This window comes from Stieleria varia (assembly GCF_038443385.1).
Taxonomy (GTDB): Bacteria; Planctomycetota; Planctomycetia; order Pirellulales; family Pirellulaceae; genus Stieleria; species Stieleria varia.
This window is the reverse complement of the sequence record NZ_CP151726.1, coordinates 2,312,554-2,335,648: the sequence shown is the minus strand read 5'-3', so window position 1 is coordinate 2,335,648 and position 23,095 is coordinate 2,312,554. Positions and strand designations below refer to the sequence as shown.

Here is a 23,095-nt window from a genome sequence, read left to right as displayed (position 1 = left end):
ATGAAATGATTCGAATTTCACTCGCTGTGTCCTTCCTGATCGCGATCATTATCATCGCAAGCCTTGCGATGCGATATCTGTTTGCTCGCGAACGTACGCTTTCCCGCTGGCACTCCGACGGAGATGTTTCCGCTGCCCTCGATTCCTCTTCGCCACGAGGATGGCTGTCGGCCTGGCTGTTCTTGGCTGGATATCGCAGCGCCTCCGCCCCCTGGATGTTTATCGCCGCCATGATGGGTTGCACCGTTGTCGGATTCGGAGCGGCAGCCTTGTTCTTGCTTTCGGGATTGCAGGGTGTGATGGAACGCACAGTCGTGCTGGTTCCCGGCGGTGTCGGCGAGACCTTCTTGCCCGTCGTCTGGGTCGCCCCGTGGATCATCGGCATCCTGCTGGTTTGTTTGCCAATCACCACGGTACGTTCGGCGCGACGTAGACGAGTCGCGATGATCGAACAGGACTTACCACTAGCGATGGAACTGATGGCGACACTCAGTGAAGCCGGTTTGAGTTTCGATTCGGCGCTGTTGCGGATTCTGAAAACCCGCCTTGCTGGCCGGCCACTGGCGAGTGAATTGAATCTCTACCACGCCGATCTACTCGCCGGTCGTCCAAGGATCCAGTCCTTACGACGACTCAGTGGGCGAATCCGAATCGGCTCGATCTCGATCTTGGTTTCAGCGCTCGTCCAAGCCGAACAAATGGGGATGGGCATCGCCAAGGTCTTACGCAGTCAAGCCGACGACATTCGCGCCCGACGCCGTGAACGTGCGATCGCGTTTGCCAACTCACTGCCGGTCAAGCGATTGTTTCCGCTCGTGATTTGCTTTCTTCCCGGTCTATTCGTCTGGACACTTGGCCCAGCGTTTGTGCAGCTCTTCAAACTCACGGAAACCTTCACGCGGGGCGGAGGATTCTGAGTGACGATGGCAAAGTTGATTCAAACACAAACAGGCGAAACGCTGTTGCACGACGTTGAACTAGCTGATTCCTTCTGGAAACGTTTCAAGGGGCTGCAGTTCCGACGGTCGATGCCCCGAGATGCCGGCATCTGGCTGACACCGTGTTCTTCCCTACACACGTGCTTCATGCGATTCTCGATCGACGTCATTCACCTTGATTCCGACTCCCGAGTGCTCAGCGTTGCACGTAACGTCCGCCCATGGCGTCTTCACTTTTGCCCGCGTGGAACCTGCAGTGTGATTGAAACAATGCCAGCAGCGGTCGCGTTGGTCACGAACGATCAAGTCCATTTGGCATAACTGAGGCTCGCTGCTCCACGATCCGTTCGATCTCCCCTTCGAGTAGGTCAATTGAGACGGGAAAGCTTCGCGTCAGTACTGGGCTGCCATCGTGGAACAGGACATACGTGGGGCATAGGGTGCCTCCAAGCTGGGACACCAAGGTTGCATTCGTATTGTAGTCAATCCGAACCACGTCGACCCGATCAGCCAAGCGATCGCCCAATTGCACCACGTCTGATCTGACCTGCTGGCAGCGAGGGCAGTTGTAGTCAACACCGAACTCGACCAGCACAGGCCGCTCGCTCTGAGCGACATAGGATTTCAGATCGGATCCGCGGACGACAGGCAGCGATGGACCTTCATGCTGTGATAGAGCGACTGAGTCTGCTGACGGCGAACATCCCAGTTGAAACGCCAATAAAACAGCCACGACCAAGGCACAGAGAGGGTGGGACCACATGAGATACTTCCTGAGTATGAGCGTTTTGAGGTCCGACCAGGACAGGGTTTGACTACGCAACGGAGAGAGACTCGGTTCGATGGCAGCGATTGGCCAGAGCACGAGCACCTTATTTGCCCGGGGCAATAGACTGAGCTGTTTTGACTCAAGCGACTGTACCGGTTATGCCGAATACACCTCCTGTCCTTTGGTCGGACTTCACTGCTCGCGTCGCTCCGTCATGGAGCGATTACTTTGCGCGGCAATTTGTATTTGTCTGACTGACGGAGAACTCATGAGATCGACATGGCTACGACATCATCGACAGCGGTCGCATGCAATGCTGCTTGCTGGCTTGCTTGCCGCTTTGGCCGTTCCAGCTGCGGCGCAGCAGCTCGAGATCGCACCGTCGATCTTCGCTCAGCCACCAATGCCAGCCTCTGTGCCGAACCTCCCGCCCGCCGTAGCGGAACCGGTTCGTTCGTCTTTGCAAAGTGATTTCCCGACGGAACTGATCCTTCCGCCGCCGAGCGACCGAGCCAAACGGGACGCCGCACGATTCATTCCCACCTCGATCGATCCCGAGTTGTCGTTGAAGCTCGTCGTGGGTCGCCCCAAAGTCTTACAACTTTCCGAAACGCCCAAGCGGGTTTACACCCCTGCGGACACCGTCATCCGAACGGAAATCATCGACGAGCAAAGCGGAAAAGAAATCGCAGTGACGGGACTGCAACCTGGGACAACGACGTTGATCTTCTGGTTCGACGATCGGGACTCGCCCGGCGGGCAAAGCACCGTCGCTTACGAAGTCCGGGTGTATGCTGATCCGCTGTTCGCTCAACCGACTAAGGACTTGCAAGCGGACCTGAACGCAAAGTTCCCGAACAGTTACATTGAGCTCGACGAACTCGCTGACCGCTTGATCGTTCGCGGTCAAACGCCTGATGCAGTCGAGATGTCGCAGATCCTAGATGTGTTGTTGGGGGCGAGACAAGTCAGGAACCAAAGTGGTCAAGCCTTGGAATCACAGGCTGCTTTGACGGCGGTGAATTTCACCACTACCGCTGAACGGCTAGAGTCGGAACGGGCGGCCGCGTTCGCCGATCGCATCATCGACGCACGCGCTCTGGCCGACGCCGGAATCATCAACCAAATGAAAATCGTCGGCGAACAACAGGTGATGCTGAAGGTTACCGTCGCGGAAGTCAACCGATCGGCGGCCCGCAGCATCGGGTTGAATTTCGGCGTCGACAACGACGACGGCTTGACAGTCTTTCAGTCACTCACCGGCAGATTGACACAAACCGGTGGGGGCGGCAATCAAAGCGGTGCCAACATCCTGGCGTCACTGGATATGGGGCAAGTCCGCATGGCCATCGAGGCACTCCGCCGGATGAACTTGTCACGCACGCTCGCCGAGCCGAATCTCGTCGCCATGAACGGACAACCTGCCAACTTTCAAGCCGGCGGTCAGTTTCCCATCCCGATCATCAGTGCCGGCGGAGGCGGCGGCAACAACTTGCAAGGTGTTTCGTTCGTACCGTTCGGTGTGCAATTGCAGTTCACACCGTTTATCCAAGATCGTGACGTGATCCAGTTGCAGATGAACGCCGAAGTCAGCACACGCGACGAATCGCTGGGTACCAATATCGGCGGCGGAGGGGGAGGTGGCGGATCGCAAGTTGCCGGACTGAACAGTCGAAACTTTTCCACCACCGTGCAACTTCGCAGCGGCCAAACCATCGCCGTCGCCGGATTGCTCCAAACCAACTACGGCGCTAGCACGGACCGAGTTCCTTTCTGGGGCGACTTGCCAATCATCGGGTCGACCGGCGGTGTCAATCGGAGCAGTAGTGGTGAACAAGAACTGGTCATTCTGGTCACACCGCACTTGGTTGCCCCCGTCGACGCATGCGAGTCACCGAATCTACCCGGCAGCGACGTGCACGAACCGACCGACATTGAGTTTTATGTTGCCAATCGCTTGGAGAGCCGCCGCTCCCAAGACTATCGTTCCTCTGTACGCACGGACTATGCAAGGCAAAAACATGGGGAACACGGTTGCGTCGATCAATTCATGATCGGTGAAATCGGCCCGACGGACCGTTGTTGTCCTCGCCCCACCTCGGTACCCCATCGCTCCGTGCCAACGATGATCGGCACGCGTGATCCCGCTGCTTTCTCGTCCGATGCGATTGAGAACACCTATTCACAACCGCCGGCTCCAATGAACACGATGCGTGAGTTGTTTGACCATGAATAATCCAATTTTCGTTCACGCGACGATCGTGACACTCACTTGCTGTCTTTCATTCGGATGCTCGCACCACGACGGCGTACTGGGTGTCGATTGCTGTGCCGATATTCCAGCCGGCGCAATCCCAGCACCGGCCGGCAGCAAGGTATGCCAGTGGCAATCTGCTCAGGTCAACAGCGCGATTGCCGACCAAACCGTCTTGTACCAAGCCGATTTCATTGACCGCTCAGCGACGCTTTCGCCTGCCGCTTTGCAGCGGTTGTCCAGACATGCTCAGACCGATCTGGCTGCCGTGCAGTCGTGGACGATTGAGCCGTCCGGTGATGCTGCAGTGGATACGAACCGCCTAGCCTCTGTGTTACACGAACTGGCAATTCGTGGAATCCACTCACCTGACGTTCAACTTGCGTTTCCTGCGGCACTCGGTCTCTCTGGACCGCAGGCTGAACGCGCGGCGAGCGCTTTGGGCAACACTCGCAATTCAAACGCGGGCATCGGCGCGCCGATCTCACGTCCATCAGGAATTGGCGGAACCGGTCTTACAGGAGGCTTTCGATGATTCGATACCTGACTGTTGCGTCGCTCCTGTTGATCTCACTGGGCTGCCAAAGCATGCGAGCTAAACGGACAAGTGATTTCATCGAGCCTCTTGCCAGCCATTCCTTGTCGTCCGCTTCCGAACACGGGACACCCAAGTCCGAGAGGGAGCTTTGCATTCAGACCGCAAAAACGATTGCTGCCAACGGTCATTTCACTGAAGCGATCGCTTTGTATGAGCAAGCTGAAAAACTCGCCCCAAAACACCCGCCACTGGATCGAGAACTGGCACCGATCTACGCCCAAGCCGGAGAAACGGACAAGGCGGTTGCGAGGTATCAACGGGCAATCGAATCGACGCCGAACGACGTGGAGCTTCGCAACAACCTTGCGTGGACACTATTGGAATCCGATCGTTTGGCTCCAGCGATCCGTGTTCTCGATGAATCCTTGCAGCAGTTCCCCGCAGATCGGCGTCTACAATCAACTCGCGCGATCGCGGGTTACCGTGCCGGAGACCGACAAGGAGCAATCCAGCAATTCACGGCGATCTACGGATCGTCCGTCGCCCATCACAACATCGCGCTACTGGATATCGAATCGGGAAATGAAGCCAATGCTCGCTCTGCCATTGAGCAGTCGCTGGTTGATAACCCGACGTCTGAAACCATCCGGTTGGCCTCTGCAATCGAGAAGACGCAGGCCCCTCGATAAGACACAGGCCCGTTCATAGACACACTGTACCGGGTCAGCGCGTCAAGCCTGGTCGCAGACGCATCGTGACCAAGGCGAATGCTGGGTTGTTCAAAATTTGGCGTTGACACGGGTTTTGGTTTTGCGTGTTTTGTTCAGCGAAGCTCCTTCCGTCTAGCTTGTCTCGGCGGAGGAAACAACTGACGGCTACCGTCGCACACCAACAGAAATTCCCCACCGCCCGCGAATCGCCGAAGGCGATTCGCGGGCGGTGGGCAGGTGGATGTGCTTCTGTTGACGGTTCAGGCGAATGCGAGGGAGGGGGGCTTGTCTGTGCAAGTCAATGACTGGAAATGGCAAAACGCTTGACGGGGCACGCTATCGACTTGGAAAGTCGAGCGACGATTGTCGTTCGACTTTCCAAGTCGAAAACGAACACCACCATCCGCCCAAACACAAGCCAGACGCCGTGTGCCGTGCTGCGCACCTGTTACCTCCCCAACTGCGCCCGAGGGACGTGACAGAAACTTGCGGAGCGCCGCTGCGCCACAATCCCGAATTTTGATCAGCCCAGGGTGCCGTCAGATGACGGCACCCTTGAAACGATTAGCGCTTTAGTTGCCGCCGACCGTCATGACGGAGATCTGCTTTTCAAGCGATTCCAGACTCCAGTCGCCCGGAGCTTGGCTGGGGGGATACTCCTTGAGCGTCATCAGGAACTTGCTCGCTACGACCTGCATGGGGCCGAGCAAGTAGGCGCGATCGATGAACCAATCCTCGTAGGTGTTCGAGCCGATCTTGGCTTTCTCAAACGGGTCGCGCCGCAGGTTGTAGAGATCGGGGGTACGAAGATGAACGAAGGGCTCTTTCCAGATCTGGAGGGTGTCAGCGCGGTTCTCAAGATAGACGGCTTTCCAGTCACCGACACGGATGCAAGCAACGTGACCGCCGTCGTCCACATAGATGAATTCCTTGCGGGGCGACTCGTCCGTTTTTCCGCTCAAGTAGTCGAGCTGGTTGTACCCATCGATGTAGTTCTTGTATTTCCGGCCGTTGAGTTCAACGCCCGATTTCAGCTTTTCCTTGATGTCTGGTGCACCAGCGGCGGCCGCAAACGTGGGCAGCCAGTCTTCATGGGAAACGATTCCGTTGAGCGTCTCACCTGCGGGAAATTTGCCCGGCCAACGGACAAAACAGGGCACTCGAAAGGCGCCTTCCCAGTTCGAGTTCTTTTCGCCGTGGAAGGGCGTTGTTCCGGCGTCGGGCCAAGTATTGAAGTGCGGGCCGTTGTCGGTTGAGTATTGAACGATCGTGTTGTCAGCGATGCCAAGTTCGTCGATGAGTTTGAGCAGTTCACCAACGTGCATGTCATGCTCGACCATGCCGTCGTGGTATTCGTCACCGCTCTTGCCACTGATGCCCTTGTGCTCGGGTTTCACGTGGGTTCGGAAGTGCATGCGAGTCCCGTTCCACCAGCAGAAGAATGGCTTGCCGGACTTCGCATGGCGAGTGATGAACTCTTTGGCGACCGCGATGGACTCGTCATCAATTGTCTCCATCCGTTTCTTCGTCAGCGGTCCGGTATCCTCGATGGTTTGGCCACCCTTGCCGTCGGCTTTGCACTTCAGCACGCCGCGCGGACCGAACGTTTCCTTGAACGTTTTGCCGTTGGCAAGCTTTAGGTCGCCCGGATAGTCGCGGTTCTCTGGCTCTTCCTCTGCGTTCAGGTGATAGAGGTTGCCAAAGAATTCATCGAAACCATGCATGGTCGGCAGGTGCTCGTCCCTGTCGCCCTGGTGGTTCTTGCCGAATTGCCCAGTGGCATACCCCTGGCTCTTGAGCACCGTTGCCATGGTGACATCGGTCTTTTGCCAACCCTCTTTCGCAGCAGGCATGCCAACCTTCGTCATTCCTGAACGGACCGGCACAGAACCGCCAATGAAGGCCGCTCGGCCTGCGGTGCAACTTTGCTGTGCATAGTAGTCCGTAAATGACAGACCTTCCTGGGCAATGCGATCGATGTTGGGAGTTCTATAGCCCATCATGCCGCGATTGTTATGGCTGATATTCCAGGTACCAATGTCATCGCCCCAAATGACGATGATGTTGGGCTTGCTGGAATCGGGTTGCTGAGCATTGGCACGCGACGAACATGCGATCCCTCCGCTGCACGCAAGCACTCCGATCATTAATAGACGAAATCGATTCATTGAAAATCTCCAGTTGAAAAGGATAGGCCCGGGGTCAAATCCACCGTGGCCTGTCGTCGTGAGCGATGAAATTCGTTACAGCCTGAGCCACCTCGACAGCAGTGAACACCGACCGATTACTTGGCCTGAAAGGCCTCCTGAACCGCATTTAGCAAGACCCGACCCAAAAAAGGTTTGGGATGATAGCTGCACGCCCCCAGGCTTGCCGCTCTGTCGCGAAATGCGGGCGCGTCATGTGAGGTGATGAAAATCGTCGGTAATGAGCCTCCATTGGGGATCAAATGCTCCAGTAATTCGAAACCCGACATGCCAGGCAGGTTGACGTCCAGGACCAAACAGTCGGCTCTAAACAATACACCCGATTCAAGGGTAGCTTCTGCTGAATCAAATAAGATTGGCTTGTAGCCACCCGTTCGTAGTACTCGTTCAATTGCTCGACGCATACTAGGATCGTCCTCGACAACGACAATTGTGAGTAAGTCACTCTGCATCATTCGTCTCTCGATCATGCCCGGTCACAACGGGCAGGCTTCGATTCTAACGAGCGTACGATGATTGCAAGTGTGCCCGCGGGCAGATTCAACTGCCCTTTGGTGCAGGTGAACAAAATGTCAGTCGCTGAACCAGTCGGATTAGGTCTCAGAAATTGGAAAGTTGAGCTGCACGGCCGACGCGATGAGCCCTGCGATCGACGTGACCTGCAGTTTTGCCATCACGTTTGCCCGATGCGATTTGACCGTGCGTTCGGAAATCCCAAGTTCCGAAGCAATGTTCTTATTGAGTTTCCCGGCGACCACGAGCGTGAAAACGGCGAGTTCTCTTTCTGTTAGCTTCTCGAATCGAGCACGCAAAAGGGTCTGGCTTTCACGTGTCATCCGTTTCTCTGTGTCTCTGGCAATCGCAGAACGAACAGCTGCCAAGAGTGAATCACGCTGGACCGGCTTTGTTAAGAAATCCACCGCCCCTGCTTTCATGGCCCTGACACTCATGGGGATGTCGCCATGTCCTGTGAGAAAGATGATGGGATGTGCATCATCGAAATCGCTCAGCCCCTCCTGGAGATCCAACCCGCTGAGGCCAGGCATGTGAATATCGAGCACGACACAGCCGGGTGCGCATCGCACACGCGCGAGTAAGAACTCGGCCGCAGAAGCATACTCACAGACTTCGTAGCTGGCCGCTCGCAGCAGACGCACAAGAGATTTTCGAAAAGAAGCGTCGTCGTCGACAACATGGACTATCGGAATCGTTAGCGTCACCAGGTCAGCTCCCGAGTAAGCTCCCCTGCGGACTGACTCGCTTCGCTGGAAGACTGCCGCGCAAGTGGTACCGTGAATCGAAAAGTCACTCCGTTGCCCGATTCTCCCTCAGCCCAGATGCGTCCTCCGTGAGCTTCCACAAGTGTTCGAGCGATGGAAAGCCCCAACCCCATTCCTTCTTTCTTTGTGGTAAAGAAGGGATCGAATAGGCGAGCACAAATGTCCTTGGAGATGCCAGGCCCCGAGTCTTGGACTGCAATTTCCATCTCGCTGCCGACAATCCTTGTCTGGACGATAAGTTTCTTCGCATGTTCCAATTCTGACATTGCTTCCATACCATTCAACAACAGGTTAAGTAGCACTTGCTGCAAGTGCACCTTGTCCCCCGTCACCATGGGCGTCCCTGAAGCAAGAGTGGTGTGGATTGCCACCTCACGGCGACTTGCCTCGCGCTGAATCAATCGCAGGACGTCATCGATCAAGTCATGGGGATCGATCTTTTGGAACTCGATCTCGCGGTTACGCAGCAAGGCTCGCAGTCGACCGATGACTTCACTGGCCCGCAAATCGTCCTGGCGAATATCCTCGAGAATCTGTCGCACCTCATCCAGCGTATCCGGTGACGAATCAAGCAACATTTCCGCAGCGTCCGCATTGTTCAAGATAGCGCCGAGAGGTTGATTGATCTCGTGGGCGATCGATGCGGTAAGTTCACCAACGGTAGCAAGTCGTGATGCGTGCGTCAGCTCTCTGCGTGTCTCATCGGCCTCTAGCTCCGCACGGACACGATTTCTTCTCTCGATCAACAGCCCTACCAACAGAACCGATTGAAGTGCCAAGACGACAACAGCGCTGAGTACCAGGTTGCGGTACTCTTCCCATGGCGAAGGTTGGCGAAATCGCAAATCGCTGTGTGGTGGAAGGCGGTCTTCACTCAATCCCCACCGCGTCAGTTGGCGACAATCGACTACCGCGACACCGTTGCCGGGCAAGTAGGGGGCAATGTTTTTCGGCGCCTCGCCAGCCAGAATTCGCAGCCCCAAGCGTCCGGTTTCTCGCCCGACCTGATCGAATGTACTCATGTGTCCGCCGACAATGCCAGTTCCGATGTAGGTGTCGTAGGGTCCGTAGACAGGGACGGCCGACGCGCCGGCGACTAAACTCGCCGCATCGGCGGAAAGGAAATACTCACCGGCCCCGTCGGTGAAACCGGATAAGAAGATCACCACCGTGTCGGACTGCAGGCCGCGCACATTCTCCAAGAGCGTTTGCATCGGTAAGCCCGAAAAGTAAGTGAACTCAAGCCGATCCTCGTAACTGCCAAAACGTTCTCGCGCCAACGCGTCCCATGATCGATCAAAGCCGGAAGCGCCAGTGACCACGACGACTCGTCGTGTTGTCGGTTGCAACTGCATCGCCAAATCCAACGTCGGCACCGGATCAAGCCGCATCAGGATCCCCGTTGCACTTTTCAGCTCACGCCAAGTCACATTGTCTTCGCGTACCCCAGTAAAGACGACCGGAACATCAGGAAACAGAACGTCGCGTTGGCCTGCCAAAAAGCTCAATGCCTGAGGCCCTACCGTCACGAGAAGGTCGATCTGCAGGTTGCTGTATTTCTGACGGAGCATGTCCGCCGTACGCGACTGATGAGCATCCCCAGGAAATCGAATCAAATCGAGAAACTCGCTAAACAACTCAACGCGCGTGGGCGTGGCCCCACGCATCTGATCGACCAACGCATTGCCGAGCGAGATGTTGGCTGGCAAGAAACTCTCGTTCGAATAAAGGATCAGGACGCTTTTGGCCTCCCCGGCTCCTGCAATGTCAAATGTGCTCAGGAGAAAAGCGACGATCAAGATTCCAAAATTGCAGACCCGCCGAGAAACCCTGCCTGCCTGCAGGACAGAGCCACGATACGCGTTTCCTTCCGATGGAGCACTCGTTCGTTGCCGCAGGATGTTTGCCATCTGAATAGAAGCTTGAGAATGCAGGGAAATCAAGTGGGCTTGGATTCTACGTTCCGAGTTGATGTATCGAAACTCGTGTTGATGTCTCGCTGGCACGCCCGCCCTGTGATCAACACACGCCCCACCGGAATTCTCGTCGAGCTCTGCTCGTTCCACTGAGATCGAATAGTATAGTCCGGGACAAGCCCAAAGCACTCGTCGTGATCAACGCCCAAACTTGGTGGCAAAACAATGGCTGGGCAAAACGCGACGAAGCATCGAGTCCATTCCAAAGATTGACTCGCCAGGTCCTACGCCACCCACGCGAAATCATCCGATCGAGTCGATCTGCAAAACACCCCAAATCTGCATATTGACATACACATTCTAAACATATACCCTTTGGTACAGGACTCGGCATCTGGTCCGACATCGCGTTCAGGGCAATCGCAGTCCGTGGACGCAGTTCCAGTTGCATCGCCCGCCTCGTTGGTCATTCCCAACGCTTTTTTCTTTGCCTCCTACGCCCGCAGGATTCCCATGCTCAGCGACAAGACCATTCAGATCATCAAGGAAATCACGCCCGCCGTCGCCGCCCACGCGGATACGATCACGTGCAAGTTTTACCAACGCATGTTCGCGGGCAATCCGGAAGTCAAAGCGTTTTTCAATCAAGCTCACCAACAAAGCGGCCAACAACCCGCCGCACTCGCCGGGGCGGTCTGTGCTTACTTTTCCAACATCGACAATTTGTCCGCGCTCGGGCCGGCTGTGGAGTTGATCGCTCAAAAACACTGCTCTTTGGGTGTGAAAGCGGAGCACTATCCGATCGTCGGCAAGCACTTGCTCGATGCCATCAAAGACGTGATGGGTGACGCAGCGACCGATGAAATCATCGAAGCGGTCGGAGAAGCCTATGGCGTACTGGCCGACGTGTGCATCGGCCGCGAAAGCGAGATCTATGATGGTCTGGAATCGCAACCCGGTGGCTGGAACGGACAGCGTGACTTTGTGGTCGATCGCAAGGTCAGCGAAAGCGACATCGTGACATCGTTCTATTTGAAACCAGCCGACGGAGGCCCGTTGCCGACGTTCTTGCCCGGTCAATACATCACAGTCCACATCGACCACCCAACCACGCCGACATCTCCCCGCAACTACAGTTTATCCGACCGACCGGGGCTGGATCATTTCCGCATCAGTGTGAAACGGGAAACAGCCGCCATGGCTGGCACGCCCGACGGTTTGATTTCCAACCACTTGCACGACAACGTCAACGTCGGTGACACGATCGCGCTGGGGCCACCGTGTGGCGAGTTCACGATCAACACTGCCGAACAAACGGGCAAGCCGCTTGTGTTCATCGCTGGCGGAATCGGCGTGACGCCACTGCTGTCGATGGCAAAGTCGGTAGCCGCAGCAAACCTGACGACGCCGATTTTTTTCCTCCAAGCGGCACGCAACAGTTCGGTTCACGCAATGGCAGAGGAAGTAAGAGGCTTGGCTGACGGGATCACTCCGGTCGTGACTCGTGTGATCTATGACGAACCGCTGGAGGGTGATGTTACGTCCGGCAAATGTGACGAGGTCGGACTGATCACCAAAGACTTGATTGCCGAGCAGACACCAGTCGCTGAGGCGGACTACTACTTCTGTGGCCCCAAGCTGTTCATGGCAACGATCGAGGTCATTCTCAACGAACTCGGCGTTGACGCGTCGCGACAACACTGCGAATTCTTTGGCCCCAAACAAGCCTTGGTCACGGTCTAACAGCTCCCGCGATCCCCAAGTACCCGCACGAACGCAAGCCGAAAGGAAGCATTCACTCTCAAACATGGCTCCCCTCTCCCCCAAGCTTTTCGCGCTAGTTGCTCAGCCATTTCCAAAGACTTGGTCGCGAAAAGCTTGGGGGAGAGGGGCTGGGGGGTGAGGGGGCGACGAGGGATCAATGAGAGCGGTCACTGTATCACAGTGAGCTTGTCGTAACGTTGAGGCAACGGTGAATCGAAAGTTTCAATCAACCGTACTAAAATCCCCCTCACCCCCTGCCCCTCTCCCCCGATTCCTGACTCGCTTGAGGCTCGCCAGGAATCGGGGGAGAGGGGAGCCATGCTGAACATTCCCACTATGGCTATTCTCGCCATCAACGTTTTCGTGCAAATGACTCGGCCATTGCCACGATCGAATCACCAGAAGCTTGAGCGCTCAGGCAAACCGAATTGGCGTATGCACTTCCAAACATGGCTCCCCTCTCCCCCAAGCTTTTCGCGCTAGTTGCTCAGCTATTACCAAAGACTTGGTCGCGAAAAGCTTGGGGGAGAGGGGCTGGGGGTGAGGGGGAATTTGAATCCTACTCACAGCCTCGACTTGATTTCCGCAACGAGACTCACGGGGCCACAGCACTTTGCTGATTGTCGCACGAGAATGACCGAATTCCTCCCCGTTCAGTCCTCCGTTTTCGCCCTCACCATCAACCCGGAACGTCAAGCGACTGGCGCTTGACGCCTCATTCACGTCGCACGCCCCAACCAAGTCGCAAGACTGGGGACACGGGAGACGAAAAGGATGTCTGCCAATAGGACGGCAATGAGCGACACTCCAAAGAGCGGCAGATAGACACCCAGCAACATTACCGTCACCAGCAGCAATGCAGCTCGAAAACGCGAGACTGCCGGTCGCTTCTTTGGCAATCCAGGTGGCGACAACCCTGGACCATCGCGCCGACGCCACCACAGGATGATACCGGTGCAGGACAGACCGACCAAGCCGACCGTTGCGAGCAAGGCGATCAGTTGATTGGCCCAACCGAATCGCTGCCCTTCGTGCAAGGCGATTCCTTGACCGACCAATTGGTCGACCCAGTGCTGGTCGCAAAAGGTCGTGTGGTCGATCACACTGCCCGCTGCCGCGTCATAGCGGATCGTTTGACGATGCGGCCGATTGGCGGTCTCGGATTTGATCGTCCACACACTGTCACTATCGGACGGCGGAGAAATCACCACCGGCGCGAGCCATGGCAAGGTTTGCGCGAACGCAACGACACCGGGCAGCTCATCGATGCTATAGCTACTCGGGTCCGGCGCAGGCTTTCGCCAGGACGGTGCCCCACCGGTCTTTCGCGGCGTCTTGCCCTCACCAGCACCAGTATGCTGAGCGTGGCCGCTCTCCCAATGCTGCGCTGCGACATCTGTCCCGGTCCATCGCCGCATGCTCTTGAAGTAGTCGCCCCAGAACGTCGACCAAGGCAGCCCGGTGACGACCAAGAACAGGATCAATCCGGAAACCCAAAATCCACCCACGCTGTGCAAATCCCGCCAAAGCACTTTGCCTTGGCGGACGTTCCAACGCGGATACAGCACGCCGGCTGCACGAAATTTGCGCGGCATCCACAACACCATTCCGGTGATCACCATGACGATCGTCCAACTGGCAGCCAGCTCAACCAAATACGAACCACGCTTACCCAACAGCAACTCGCCGTGAATGCGTCGAACGACGCGAATGAATCGCTCGTCGTCAACGACACTGCAGACCACCTTCGCATCGTCGGGATGCACGTAGACACGTGATTTCCCCAGCGGTGAATCGACCAAGACTCTTGTTGCCGCGATCGTGGTTTCATCGGCATCGGCTGCGGGCATCTCCAACGCAGCGAAACGACTGTCAGGGATACGAGTCAGCGCCGCCGCGACTTGTTCCGTCACCGGGGTGACTGCTTGTCCATCACGGGGCAGCCGATCCAGATCCCGTTCCTGCCAGGCTTCGATCTGCGGCCGAAACAAATAGATCGTTCCCGTGACCGAAAGCACCAATACCAGGGGGATACAAAAAATCCCAGCGTAAAAATGCCAACGCCAAACGGTCGCATAGTTCGGCCACCCGAGTCGATCCGATTCAGAGCGACCTGATGAAGTTGAAACGGCCCGTTCGACCGCTGCCTCTGGTGCTTGGCCACTCATGGCGTGAACCCTTGAATGACTTCGTGTCCATTGGCGCTGTGCAAGTCACGATGGAGCTCCGTGTCCGTGCTGTCGCTCAAGAAATGCACACTGCCATCAGCGAACAACAACTGAGCCCCGCCGGTGTGATAACTGCGAGGTGCAAAGTATCCCGTCCAGTGAGTGACGATATCGGGCGTGTAGCTGTTCGGCGAAAGATAACCGTTGGTCATGGAGTTGATCGCGCCGGTAAACGCCCAACTCATGCCCCTGCCACGCAACGCCGGACTTGAGCCGCCCCGCCAACTGTCAAAGTTTTGACGCAGCACCTCCAAGTCTGGGTTTTCGATCATTCCGTTGGCATTAACGAAAGCCGCCCAGACGCCGCTGCCCGGCATTCCTTGAACGCTGCCGATATTGGTTCCGACGCCGCTGGAGCCGTTGAGTGTCAGCAAGTATGGGCGTCTGGGCGGCAGAGTCCCCGGCGGCAGAGTCTGGTCTGGTCCTTCACTCCGAACGGCTTCGCTCATCACGGCGGTGTTGGACAGACCGTCTGTCACATGATTGAAACGGACACCGTAGGGTTCAAAGAAAACGCCGTCGGTGGGCCAGCGAAAGTCATAGTTTTGCCCCCGATTGCTGCCGTAGCTGGCCATGTAGTTGAGGCCGCCATAGGAGTAATCGGTTCCACTGACGTTGACCAGCGTGATCGGCGACGCCGGATCGCTCGGACAAAGGTATGTCGGGATGACTTTTTCAAACGCGGCAGCATTGGACGGATGCGGAACCTTGCCGGACCAGCCTCCCGAAAAGGCCGGCACATCAAAATGCAACTCGTCGTGCAGGCCGGACTGTTCGATGAATGGCAAGATCCGGGCTTGAACGGCAAAGTCGCCATCGCGAATCCCGGCCGGTGGCAGTTTTTTGAATGCGGACTCGTAGTTCGACAACGCGAGACCGATCTGGCGAAAGTTATTGCTGCAACTCATTCTGCGTGCCGCTTCACGAGCCGCTTGAACGGCCGGCAACAACAAACCAACGAGGATGCCGATGATCGCGATCACGACCAATAGCTCGACGAGCGTGAATCCGCCGTGTTCGCGGTTCGGGGTGTGATAGGTTTTCATGTTTCGTAATGAATGTCAGTGGGGGATGATTGGTGGACGGCACTTGTGAACTCACGCAACGCGCGCAGCGGTAGCGCTGCACCACGCAAACAGACTTTGGTCCGAGTGGGTGACGGGTGCCATTGATGAAGGGACGAAAGATTCAGTGATCGAGCAATGCAGTGTTGGGACAGCTGGCTATTGATTTCGTGAGCCGACGGCGCTAGCCGCGGGCCTTATCATGAAGCCAACCTCTTCGAAGCCCGTTGCTAGCGCCATCGGCTCACAAGGACTCCGAAACACACTAAAAGTCGCTCCCGCCAAAGACACGAAGTCACGCTGTTGTGAGGAGCAAGCCTTCGGCATGCCTCAGCGGGAGCGGTGTCATATCGAAACACGCAGGCTCGGCTCACTCCGATTGGCTCGAAGCAAACACTCACGCTTGCGCAGCGTCGATGGGTTCAGTGGCTGGCAGTCTGTTGCTTGGATCAACAAACCTTGGGCGACACAGGGTCACCCAGACCACTCCGCTACGGCACCGGCGGATCGGGAGAATGACTCACGGAGTCAGCCCGCTCATCGAGCAAACCAAGTGGCTCGGGCAAGCAGGGTGAGTCGCCAGAAAGAGCAGACGGGGCGACCAGGGCCACCGCCATGAGGGATTTCCAAATCGATTGAATTCCGCGGCACTGCGCCGATTTCCACATCAGAACCATCTTGGTTTCCGACACAGTGGCGATCTCGTCTGCCCCGGCGCGGGCCTTCTCCGAACCACACGATTCGGGGTCAGGCTCGCTTTCACAGGTCGATTGTTTTTTGCAGTGACAGCATGAGCCTGTGGCGGGAGCCACCGCATTGGATTGGGCCACGCGGGCCAGCAAGAATGCCGGTGGGACAACCCCGTTGGCTTCCGCCCATTTCAGTTTTTCCGTGTCGCTGTGGCAGCAACACTGGTCCCAGCAAAACGCCGCCGAAGGGCAGCCGCAAGCACAGTTTTCGCAGGGAAAACGCTCTTTGAGGCCCGTTTTCGCAGCCACATCGACCCGCGTGACCGGCGCCCCAACGAGCGCAAACGCGTACACCGCCACCAGCATCCACAGAATGCTACGTCGCCGTCGATCGCGTCGAGAGTACCGCTGATGAAAAATCACAGAGTCGGACGATGGTTAAAAGAGCACACGAATTCGTGGCTCGCTCCTCACGTCGGTCAGTTTGGTTCATCGTGCGTGTTTGCACAATATCTCTCGCCGAACTAGGCGTCGTTTTGCCGCAGGTTTGATCATCCGTACCTGGCCTCCCCTACAGGATGACGAACAATCATCGATCGGGAATGACACGAAGCTATTTCGACAACGGCAAGATTGGAAAATTACTCCCACTCGCGTTGGCTTCGACGAATTGCTCTTCACCCAAGTAAAGCTTGGTCAGCCCGGGGACCTTGTCCTGGGCATAGTTGAACCAGTCCCGGACGTCCAGCGTTTTGGAGTTCTGGGGAACGACCGGCTGGCTGCGCAGGGGGCCTTTGAGCTGCTCCGCTCCCGCGCCCGCAAGTAGTGTGTAGCTGAGCACACCGTGGCCAAGGTCTTCGATCTCGTGTGCCTCCGCGCTGGCCGACGTAGCGGCGATGATGTACGAACCGGTTGCTCGGCTCATTCGCTCCAGAGCTCCTCGAAACGCCAGTCCGTTGCGTGCCGTTCGCGCCAACTGAATCGCTCCGCCGCTTTGACAAGTGTCGTAGATCATCACGCGTCGGCGCGCCGCTACCGACGCCAATGCATCGTTGAGTTCGTCACCGGGGAGTCCCTGTCGGCGAATGTCTTCCTCCAAGTTGTCGGACTGTTTTTCAAAGTCGTGCGGCAAAAAGTAGTACCGTTGTCCGACCATGGAACCGTGCCCGGCCAGGAAAAGCACAAATGTGTCTTGCGGATTGGAGGCCTTGGCCACCTCGTCAATCGCTGTCAAGATTCCTTGGCGAGTCGCCTGTTGGTCATTGACGCGAACGATTCGAACGCGATCCTGACCGTAGAGTGCAGGACCGCGTTGGTCAAAGATCGTGGCAATGGAATCCGCGTCGATGGCCGCGAACTTCAGGTTCATCGTTTCTTGAGCATACTGACTCACTCCGACCGCGACCAAATGCAGCGTCGGCTGCGCCATCGGGGTCTCGTGGCGAATCACGATCTGCGCCGGGTCGCTTTCCCACGACTTGTCTTCGCTCGCACTAAACACTTCGATCGAGTTGTCGCCTTCGACCAGCGCGAGCGAGAAAGTGAACTCACGCGTTCTTCCGTCGGCCGGCCAATTGCCGTCGACCAAAACACGGGAACCGTTGTGAAACACCCACGGCCGAGCAATGCCACCGCCCAAGTCGGTGAATCTTGCCTTGATCTCCACCTGACTTTGATTGACGACGGATCGTGAACTGGGAGATAACATTTCGACTTTGGGAGCTTGCTGCTGGGCAAAGTCCGTGGGAGCGTCAATGTTTTCCCCACCAAGCAAACGAGGCAGCAATCCTGGTCGATAGAGGTCTTGAAAGAATCGGTCGGCAGCAACGACTTTCAATCGATCACCAACGCGAAAGGTCGTCTGTTTTCTTCCGACAGAAGTTCCATCAAAGGCACCTTGGGGAGTGAACACCAGCCAGTGGTTCTTTGAGTCGCTCTCATCTTGTGATTCAAAATTCAGCCAGGTGGCGAGTTTTTCTTGGCGATCGATGTCCCAGAATTCCCACCCTGCTTCGGAAACCGTCAGCAGAAACTTGCCATCGGGGCTGAAGGCCGGCGGATCGGAATAGCCAGGGTAATGGCCGACCGTCTCCATGAGGCGTCGTCCCGTCGCCGCATCGTAGACAACGACAGACTTTCTTCTCTCCGGATAGCCTTCGACGCACGCGATACGACGGGAGTCAGGGGAGACGACAACTGCGCCAAACTCGTCAATTTCAGAATCCTTGATGATTTTCTGAATTGCGAGTGTGAGTGGATCAAGGATCCACAATGTCGCGACTTCTTCGCTTCTTCGCGCGAGATTGCGGTAAGTTCCGCAGACCGCGATATACTTGCCGTCGGACGACGGGGTGATTCCGCGGATAAGCGATTCTAACTGAGAGGTTGAAAGATTTTTCTGGACGCCCCGTTTGGTTTCGAACTCCTTGAGATAGATAACTTCGCCGAGTCGATCGCTATGGTACGTTCGTTTCCCATCTGGCGAAAGATTCGGATCATCGATTTCAGACGTTCCGCCATTGAAAACCGATTTTGAGCTGACGCCGAAGAAGTACCACTGCGTGAACCCTGCCGCCAATCGGGAGCCTGCGTGGTCGGGCCGTAGATGAAGGGATTTAAACGGAGAACGTATTCGTTGCAGCAACCGATACGTCTCCGAACTGAAAACATAGATTGTTTTGTAATCTACTTCTCGGCTGTCAAAACAAAAAATTCGGCTGCCGTCCCCTGACACGGATTCGACAAACAATCGGCTGTCTCCGCCTTCATTAAAATCGTGCAATAGTTGCCCGGTGCCGAGATGGAAGACTTTGTCGTCTTGCACAACTCGTCCTCCTGAGAGCCAGAACGGCTGCCGTGTCGAGGTCAGAAGCGATTCAGGATACGCGTCCGGAGATTGTGCATCGAGTTGCGACAAGCTCATTCGCTTGCCGTTGATCAATGCGACATCATGCTGGGGGCTAAGGAGTTCGCAGTGGCCTGGCATAGATCTCGACAATAACGGCGTCGATGATCGCAGGTTGAATGCCTCAAGCCAATAGGAACGTTGGTCATACGGCTTGGCATCGTCTTGTCGATTCGAGCCGACCGCTAGAAATTGATTTTTGTTCGCGTCGTAGACGACGGTCGAGTAACTCTTGCCTGTTGCTTCCCAAACCAATTGCCCCGAGCGAGACTCGCGACACTGCAACCGTCTGTCATCGTCAGCGATGGTAACAACGAGCGTTTCGTCTGTGTTGAATGCTGGCGTGTAATAGGCGGTGCTCCCCAACGAGTGAAGTTCAGCGCCGGTTCGCGCATCCCAAATCACACCGCCATAAGCACCGTTGCTGATCCGACCTTGCCCTACGACGAATTGTGCCTTCGGACTGATCCACGCATTATAAAAACTCATTCCAGAACGATCAAAGGTGCGAATAACTCGTCCTGAATGCACATCCATCAGCTGACAATCATCGCTCGTAGCCAGAACAGCCGTGGAATGGTTACCGGCAAGGCAAAAGCCGTAGCATGACGGCACGTCGAGGTCGCGTAGGACTTTGCCCGTCTGCAACTCCCACGTAATGAGTCGGTCGTCCATTCCCGCCGTGTAAACTTTGCTTTCGTCGGAGCTGAAGGCGAAGCCCTCCAATCGTTTTGAATGAGCCCGATACTCGCGGAGGACCAATCCAGATTCAGCGTCACGCAAAACTGCCGTGTTGTCGCGTTCGTACAGAATGTATTTTCCACTCGGGCTAACGATCGCGTTATAGTTGCCGCCCGGTTGTGGAACCAGTTCCGGGGACGAGCGAAAGTCAACCACCGCGTGTCGGCCTCCGGCCAGAAAAAGGCGACGCTCTTGAACTTGACCGTTCTCAAACGTCGCCCGGACTCGGTACTCGAAGTCCGCGTCCGTGGCCATGTCTTTGAAATTCAGTTTTCGCGACGTCCCGTAGCCCTTTCCGTTGACACTGATTTTCGCATCACTGCTGGTCTGAATCGTGATACTGGCCGGTTGTTGACCGGAGACCACCGACGACCAGAGCAACATCAAGAAAACGGAAACAACGCCCCGAACGAGGACGTTTGATCGGAATTGCTTTTCAACAATCATGGAGCGGTACTTCAAGGGGTGGAAACATTTCCTTTGGGAAACGATTGAAACCAAAAAATCTTTCTGAGCTAGGAAGATTTCTAGCAGATCTCCGTTCTTTCCGTGGGGCTTGCCCGATTTACAATGTCTCATTGTGCGAACGTTGTATTGTTCTTGGAATCGGATCACCATGTTGTGGCTGGCGCAGCCGCCATTGATGGCTTATTTCACGCCCCGAAGAACCCATTGGGATCATTTGGATGGACCAAAAGAGAGTGTTTGGTCGCGCTCGACTGGCAACGAAAGCGTCAGCTGCTTTTGGCGTTTGGTTGGCCACAGTGACTCTAGCTGCAGGAACGCTGGCGGCAGGCGAGACGTGGGCTTTGCTGATCGGCGTGCAAGATTATCAGCAGGTCAGCCCGTTGGAATACACCGTCGACGATGCCCAGTGCCTCCGCGAAACGCTCATAGCCTACGGCGGAGTGGCCCCGGATCACATCCTTGAGATCACGGACTTCGGACCGGGACCAGACTCGCAACCGCTGCACGAAACCTTGACCCGACGGATTCCTGCTTGGTTGGAGCGAGTCGGAGCAGACGACATGGTCTTGGTCTTTTTCAGTGGTCATGGTTTTCGTGACGATGACGGTCTGATGTACCTGGCGCCGCTGGATTTTGACCGAACGAAACCTTCCGAGACGGGGATCAGTGTCGATTGGTTGCGAGAACGAATTGCGGGATGCTCAGCCGTCTTGAAACTCCTGATCTTGGATGCCTGCCACGCCGGCAGCGAGAATTCTGAACCCAACACCGACTCACTCTCCCCGGACGAAATGGGGCGGCTCTTCAAAGCTGTTGATGGTGTGGTCACGCTGGCCAGTTGTAGCGAAGATCAAGTCAGCGTGATTTGGCAAGACAAACGACGTTCACTCTACAGCTACTGGTTGACCGAAGGATTGAAGGGGCACGCGGATCGAGACAGCAACGGCAGTGTTGATATTGATGAGCTCCACAGCTACGTCAGTCGGCGCGTTGCCCATACAGCCAAGGTTCGTTTTCCCAATCGCCAAACGCCGGTTCGAATTGTTGGACCACGTGTGATTGGCGTGCCTGACGTGGTTCGTCTCAAGCCACAGCCGCTGCGTCCCCTTTTAGCCAACATGGCCGAGCACGTTGCGGACCTATTGGATGAGCACAAGTATCGCCGCGCAGGTGTGCTCGAATTCACCGATGACAGCCGCTTGCAAGAAGTGTTGGGTGGTCAATTCGGTTTGGTCGGCAAGTTTTGTGGCGATGAATTGGAACGACAGTTGATCTCCGCCAGCCAGGACGCTTCGTTTCGCATCGTCAATCGTGACCAACTCCGTCATGCGATCCTGCAAGACGGCGGGTTTGAGGTGTCGGCGATCTCATCCACACCGAGATTGCGGAGTCTGTCCAAGAGCGTTGGAGACATGCCCGCGGTCGCGATGGGATCGATCAAGGGACGTCAGGGCGCATTCTTGAGACTACAGGTCGAACTCAAAGAAACGACCACCGGTGACGTGATCGGAATCACCGGCGGAACTGCGGCATTGAGCGAAAATGACTGGGCGATGCTCGGTTACAGCGTCGTGATTCGTCCAGAGGACCGACAACGTGTTTTGACCTCAATCAATCGGTCGAGCGAATCGGAGACCGAGCAAGTGATCACCGCGGCTGATCGTCGAAGCCAGGGCGCTCATGCTTTACTGGATCCAGAATTCAAGAGTCGTTTTGATGTGGAAATTCGCGTCAATGGAACGGTGCGACCGCCCGTGTTTCGCGGCAACGATTGTTTCGTCGGTGTGAAAAAAGGAGACCGGTACGCAATCCGTTTGCACAACAAAAGTGGCACCGTCGCGCTTGCGAGAATCCTAGTCGATGGCTTGGACACCGGCATGAAAGTCGCTGAATCGGATAACGACATCGACGTGTGGGGACAACCCATCACTCATCTCAACGATGCCGTCCCAAGACTGCTCGATCCAAATGGTCCAGAAGTGGCCGGTAAAATTCCGAAATGGGATTTACTCGGGTTCATGACAAAATCCGGCGTCGGCGGCCAGGTCCGAGAGTTCACCGTTGTCAATGCAGCGGAATCTCTCGCTAACCAACGCGGTTACTCAGATCAAATCGGACTGATCACGGTCGCGTTTTACGCGCCGAAAGCCGACTCGCGTGCCTTGGGAACCGCCGCTGGACAAACGCTCGACCGCAACATCAGAACCTACAAAGGTATCAAGCCTGGAAATCTGTTGGGCGTTGTTCACATTCGATATGTCGATGCAGACTTGCTGTGAAGTACGTCAGGGGGCAGCGTGTCGGTTGTCGAAACCCAATAACGAAGCGTACGCGACGCACTGCCGTTTGACCCGTAGCCGAAAGAGACTGCTGACGTTGTCGTGATGCATCAGCCGGAGTGCGCTAGCCCGGACTGCTCAAATTTTGGGGTTGTGGCATTATTGGTTTGCGCGGGGTGTGCTGTCACCTCCACCGGCGCAGCTGGGGGAGGTCGGATCGAGCGAAGCAAGATCCGGGAGGGGGCCTACGTTGCGCAATACGCATTGATGTGTTCAAGCGGCGCGAGAGCCCCCTCCCTCGCATTCGCCTAAACGGCTCTGCTCGACCTCCCCCAAGTTCCTTGG

At 56.2% G+C, this 23,095-nt stretch carries 16 protein-coding genes; 7 read left to right on the top strand and 9 right to left on the bottom strand.

The features are described 5' to 3' along the window. Positions 1–5: 5 nt before the first annotated feature. Positions 6–917 (top strand): type II secretion system F family protein, encoded by a 912-nt coding sequence (locus Pla52nx_RS08045; protein WP_231742415.1) that lies wholly within the window; start codon positions 6–8, stop codon positions 915–917. Positions 918–923: 6 nt separating this feature from the next. Further along, positions 924–1,259 carry a DUF192 domain-containing protein gene (locus Pla52nx_RS08040; protein WP_146522521.1) on the top strand — a complete coding sequence of 112 codons (336 nt, stop codon included), beginning with the start codon at positions 924–926 and terminating at the stop codon, positions 1,257–1,259. Here Pla52nx_RS08040 and Pla52nx_RS08035 read toward each other — a convergent pair. Continuing rightward, positions 1,231–1,701, bottom strand: a complete 471-nt coding sequence (locus tag Pla52nx_RS08035) for a thioredoxin family protein (protein ID WP_146522520.1) — start codon at positions 1,699–1,701, stop codon at positions 1,231–1,233. The genes Pla52nx_RS08040 and Pla52nx_RS08035 overlap by 29 nt on opposite strands. 274 nt (positions 1,702–1,975) lie before the next feature. Between Pla52nx_RS08035 and Pla52nx_RS08030 the strand changes: the two genes are divergently transcribed. Genes Pla52nx_RS08030 through Pla52nx_RS08020 form a run of 3 tightly spaced genes read left to right on the top strand, consistent with a single transcriptional unit; the run spans position 1,976 to position 5,188 of the window. Continuing rightward, positions 1,976–3,943: a type II and III secretion system protein family protein gene (locus Pla52nx_RS08030; RefSeq protein WP_146522519.1), complete on the top strand. Its 1,968-nt coding sequence runs from the start codon at positions 1,976–1,978 to the stop codon at positions 3,941–3,943. Then, positions 3,936–4,496: a hypothetical protein gene (locus Pla52nx_RS08025; protein WP_146522518.1), complete on the top strand. Its 561-nt coding sequence runs from the start codon at positions 3,936–3,938 to the stop codon at positions 4,494–4,496. Before Pla52nx_RS08030 ends, Pla52nx_RS08025 begins: the two co-directional genes overlap by 8 nt. Then, positions 4,493–5,188: a tetratricopeptide repeat protein gene (locus Pla52nx_RS08020; protein WP_146522517.1), complete on the top strand. Its 696-nt coding sequence runs from the start codon at positions 4,493–4,495 to the stop codon at positions 5,186–5,188. The genes Pla52nx_RS08025 and Pla52nx_RS08020 overlap by 4 nt, the downstream gene beginning before the upstream one ends. Before the next feature lie 593 nt (positions 5,189–5,781). Here Pla52nx_RS08020 and Pla52nx_RS08015 read toward each other — a convergent pair. From Pla52nx_RS08015 to Pla52nx_RS08005, 4 genes are all read right to left on the bottom strand, one after another. Beyond that, positions 5,782–7,377: an arylsulfatase gene (locus Pla52nx_RS08015; protein WP_197454967.1), complete on the bottom strand. Its 1,596-nt coding sequence runs from the start codon at positions 7,375–7,377 to the stop codon at positions 5,782–5,784. A gap of 116 nt (positions 7,378–7,493) precedes the next feature. Next, on the bottom strand, positions 7,494–7,868 hold the full coding sequence (locus tag Pla52nx_RS32890; RefSeq protein ID WP_390620408.1) for a response regulator transcription factor: 375 nt from the start codon (positions 7,866–7,868) through the stop codon (positions 7,494–7,496). 141 nt (positions 7,869–8,009) lie between these two features. Then, positions 8,010–8,636 carry a response regulator transcription factor gene (locus Pla52nx_RS08010; RefSeq protein ID WP_146522515.1) on the bottom strand — a complete coding sequence of 209 codons (627 nt, stop codon included), beginning with the start codon at positions 8,634–8,636 and terminating at the stop codon, positions 8,010–8,012. Next, positions 8,633–10,606 (bottom strand): sensor histidine kinase, encoded by a 1,974-nt coding sequence (locus Pla52nx_RS08005; RefSeq protein WP_146522514.1) that lies wholly within the window; start codon positions 10,604–10,606, stop codon positions 8,633–8,635. Before Pla52nx_RS08005 ends, Pla52nx_RS08010 begins: the two co-directional genes overlap by 4 nt. Before the next feature lie 519 nt (positions 10,607–11,125). On the opposite strand from Pla52nx_RS08005, the gene hmpA reads away from it, so the two are divergent. Further along, positions 11,126–12,355 carry an NO-inducible flavohemoprotein gene (gene hmpA / locus Pla52nx_RS08000; RefSeq protein WP_146522570.1) on the top strand — a complete coding sequence of 410 codons (1,230 nt, stop codon included), beginning with the start codon at positions 11,126–11,128 and terminating at the stop codon, positions 12,353–12,355. 740 nt (positions 12,356–13,095) lie between these two features. On the opposite strand, the gene Pla52nx_RS07995 is transcribed toward hmpA, so the two are convergent. The 4 genes from Pla52nx_RS07995 to Pla52nx_RS07980 all read right to left on the bottom strand — a co-directional run bounded on the left by Pla52nx_RS07995 (position 13,096) and on the right by Pla52nx_RS07980 (position 20,450). After that, on the bottom strand, positions 13,096–14,544 hold the full coding sequence (locus Pla52nx_RS07995) for a PepSY-associated TM helix domain-containing protein (RefSeq protein WP_146522513.1): 1,449 nt from the start codon (positions 14,542–14,544) through the stop codon (positions 13,096–13,098). Beyond that, positions 14,541–15,650, bottom strand: coding sequence for a DUF1559 domain-containing protein (locus tag Pla52nx_RS07990; protein ID WP_146522512.1), 1,110 nt, complete (start codon positions 15,648–15,650; stop codon positions 14,541–14,543). The genes Pla52nx_RS07995 and Pla52nx_RS07990 overlap by 4 nt, the downstream gene beginning before the upstream one ends. Before the next feature lie 509 nt (positions 15,651–16,159). Next, complete coding sequence (locus Pla52nx_RS07985; RefSeq protein WP_146522511.1) at positions 16,160–16,780, bottom strand: hypothetical protein; 621 nt, start codon at positions 16,778–16,780, stop codon at positions 16,160–16,162. A gap of 190 nt (positions 16,781–16,970) precedes the next feature. Then, complete coding sequence (locus Pla52nx_RS07980; protein WP_197454965.1) at positions 16,971–20,450, bottom strand: caspase family protein; 3,480 nt, start codon at positions 20,448–20,450, stop codon at positions 16,971–16,973. Between the two features lie 239 nt (positions 20,451–20,689). Between Pla52nx_RS07980 and Pla52nx_RS07975 the strand changes: the two genes are divergently transcribed. Next, positions 20,690–22,750 carry a caspase family protein gene (locus tag Pla52nx_RS07975; protein ID WP_146522509.1) on the top strand — a complete coding sequence of 687 codons (2,061 nt, stop codon included), beginning with the start codon at positions 20,690–20,692 and terminating at the stop codon, positions 22,748–22,750. Positions 22,751–23,095 lie beyond the last annotated feature (345 nt).

Coding starts and splice junctions, on each gene's coding strand:
- Pla52nx_RS08045 (WP_231742415.1), top strand. CDS start 6: ATGATTCGAATTTCACTCGCTGTGTCCTTCCTGATCGCGATCATTATC.
- hmpA (WP_146522570.1), top strand. CDS start 11,126: ATGCTCAGCGACAAGACCATTCAGATCATCAAGGAAATCACGCCCGCC.
- Pla52nx_RS08035 (WP_146522520.1), bottom strand. CDS start 1,701: ATGTGGTCCCACCCTCTCTGTGCCTTGGTCGTGGCTGTTTTATTGGCG.
- Pla52nx_RS07990 (WP_146522512.1), bottom strand. CDS start 15,650: ATGAAAACCTATCACACCCCGAACCGCGAACACGGCGGATTCACGCTC.
- Pla52nx_RS08030 (WP_146522519.1), top strand. CDS start 1,976: ATGAGATCGACATGGCTACGACATCATCGACAGCGGTCGCATGCAATG.
- Pla52nx_RS08005 (WP_146522514.1), bottom strand. CDS start 10,606: ATGGCAAACATCCTGCGGCAACGAACGAGTGCTCCATCGGAAGGAAAC.
- Pla52nx_RS07975 (WP_146522509.1), top strand. CDS start 20,690: ATGGACCAAAAGAGAGTGTTTGGTCGCGCTCGACTGGCAACGAAAGCG.
- Pla52nx_RS08015 (WP_197454967.1), bottom strand. CDS start 7,377: ATGAATCGATTTCGTCTATTAATGATCGGAGTGCTTGCGTGCAGCGGA.
- Pla52nx_RS08020 (WP_146522517.1), top strand. CDS start 4,493: ATGATTCGATACCTGACTGTTGCGTCGCTCCTGTTGATCTCACTGGGC.
- Pla52nx_RS07995 (WP_146522513.1), bottom strand. CDS start 14,544: ATGAGTGGCCAAGCACCAGAGGCAGCGGTCGAACGGGCCGTTTCAACT.
- Pla52nx_RS08025 (WP_146522518.1), top strand. CDS start 3,936: ATGAATAATCCAATTTTCGTTCACGCGACGATCGTGACACTCACTTGC.
- Pla52nx_RS32890 (WP_390620408.1), bottom strand. CDS start 7,868: ATGCAGAGTGACTTACTCACAATTGTCGTTGTCGAGGACGATCCTAGT.
- Pla52nx_RS07980 (WP_197454965.1), bottom strand. CDS start 20,450: ATGATTGTTGAAAAGCAATTCCGATCAAACGTCCTCGTTCGGGGCGTT.
- Pla52nx_RS08040 (WP_146522521.1), top strand. CDS start 924: ATGGCAAAGTTGATTCAAACACAAACAGGCGAAACGCTGTTGCACGAC.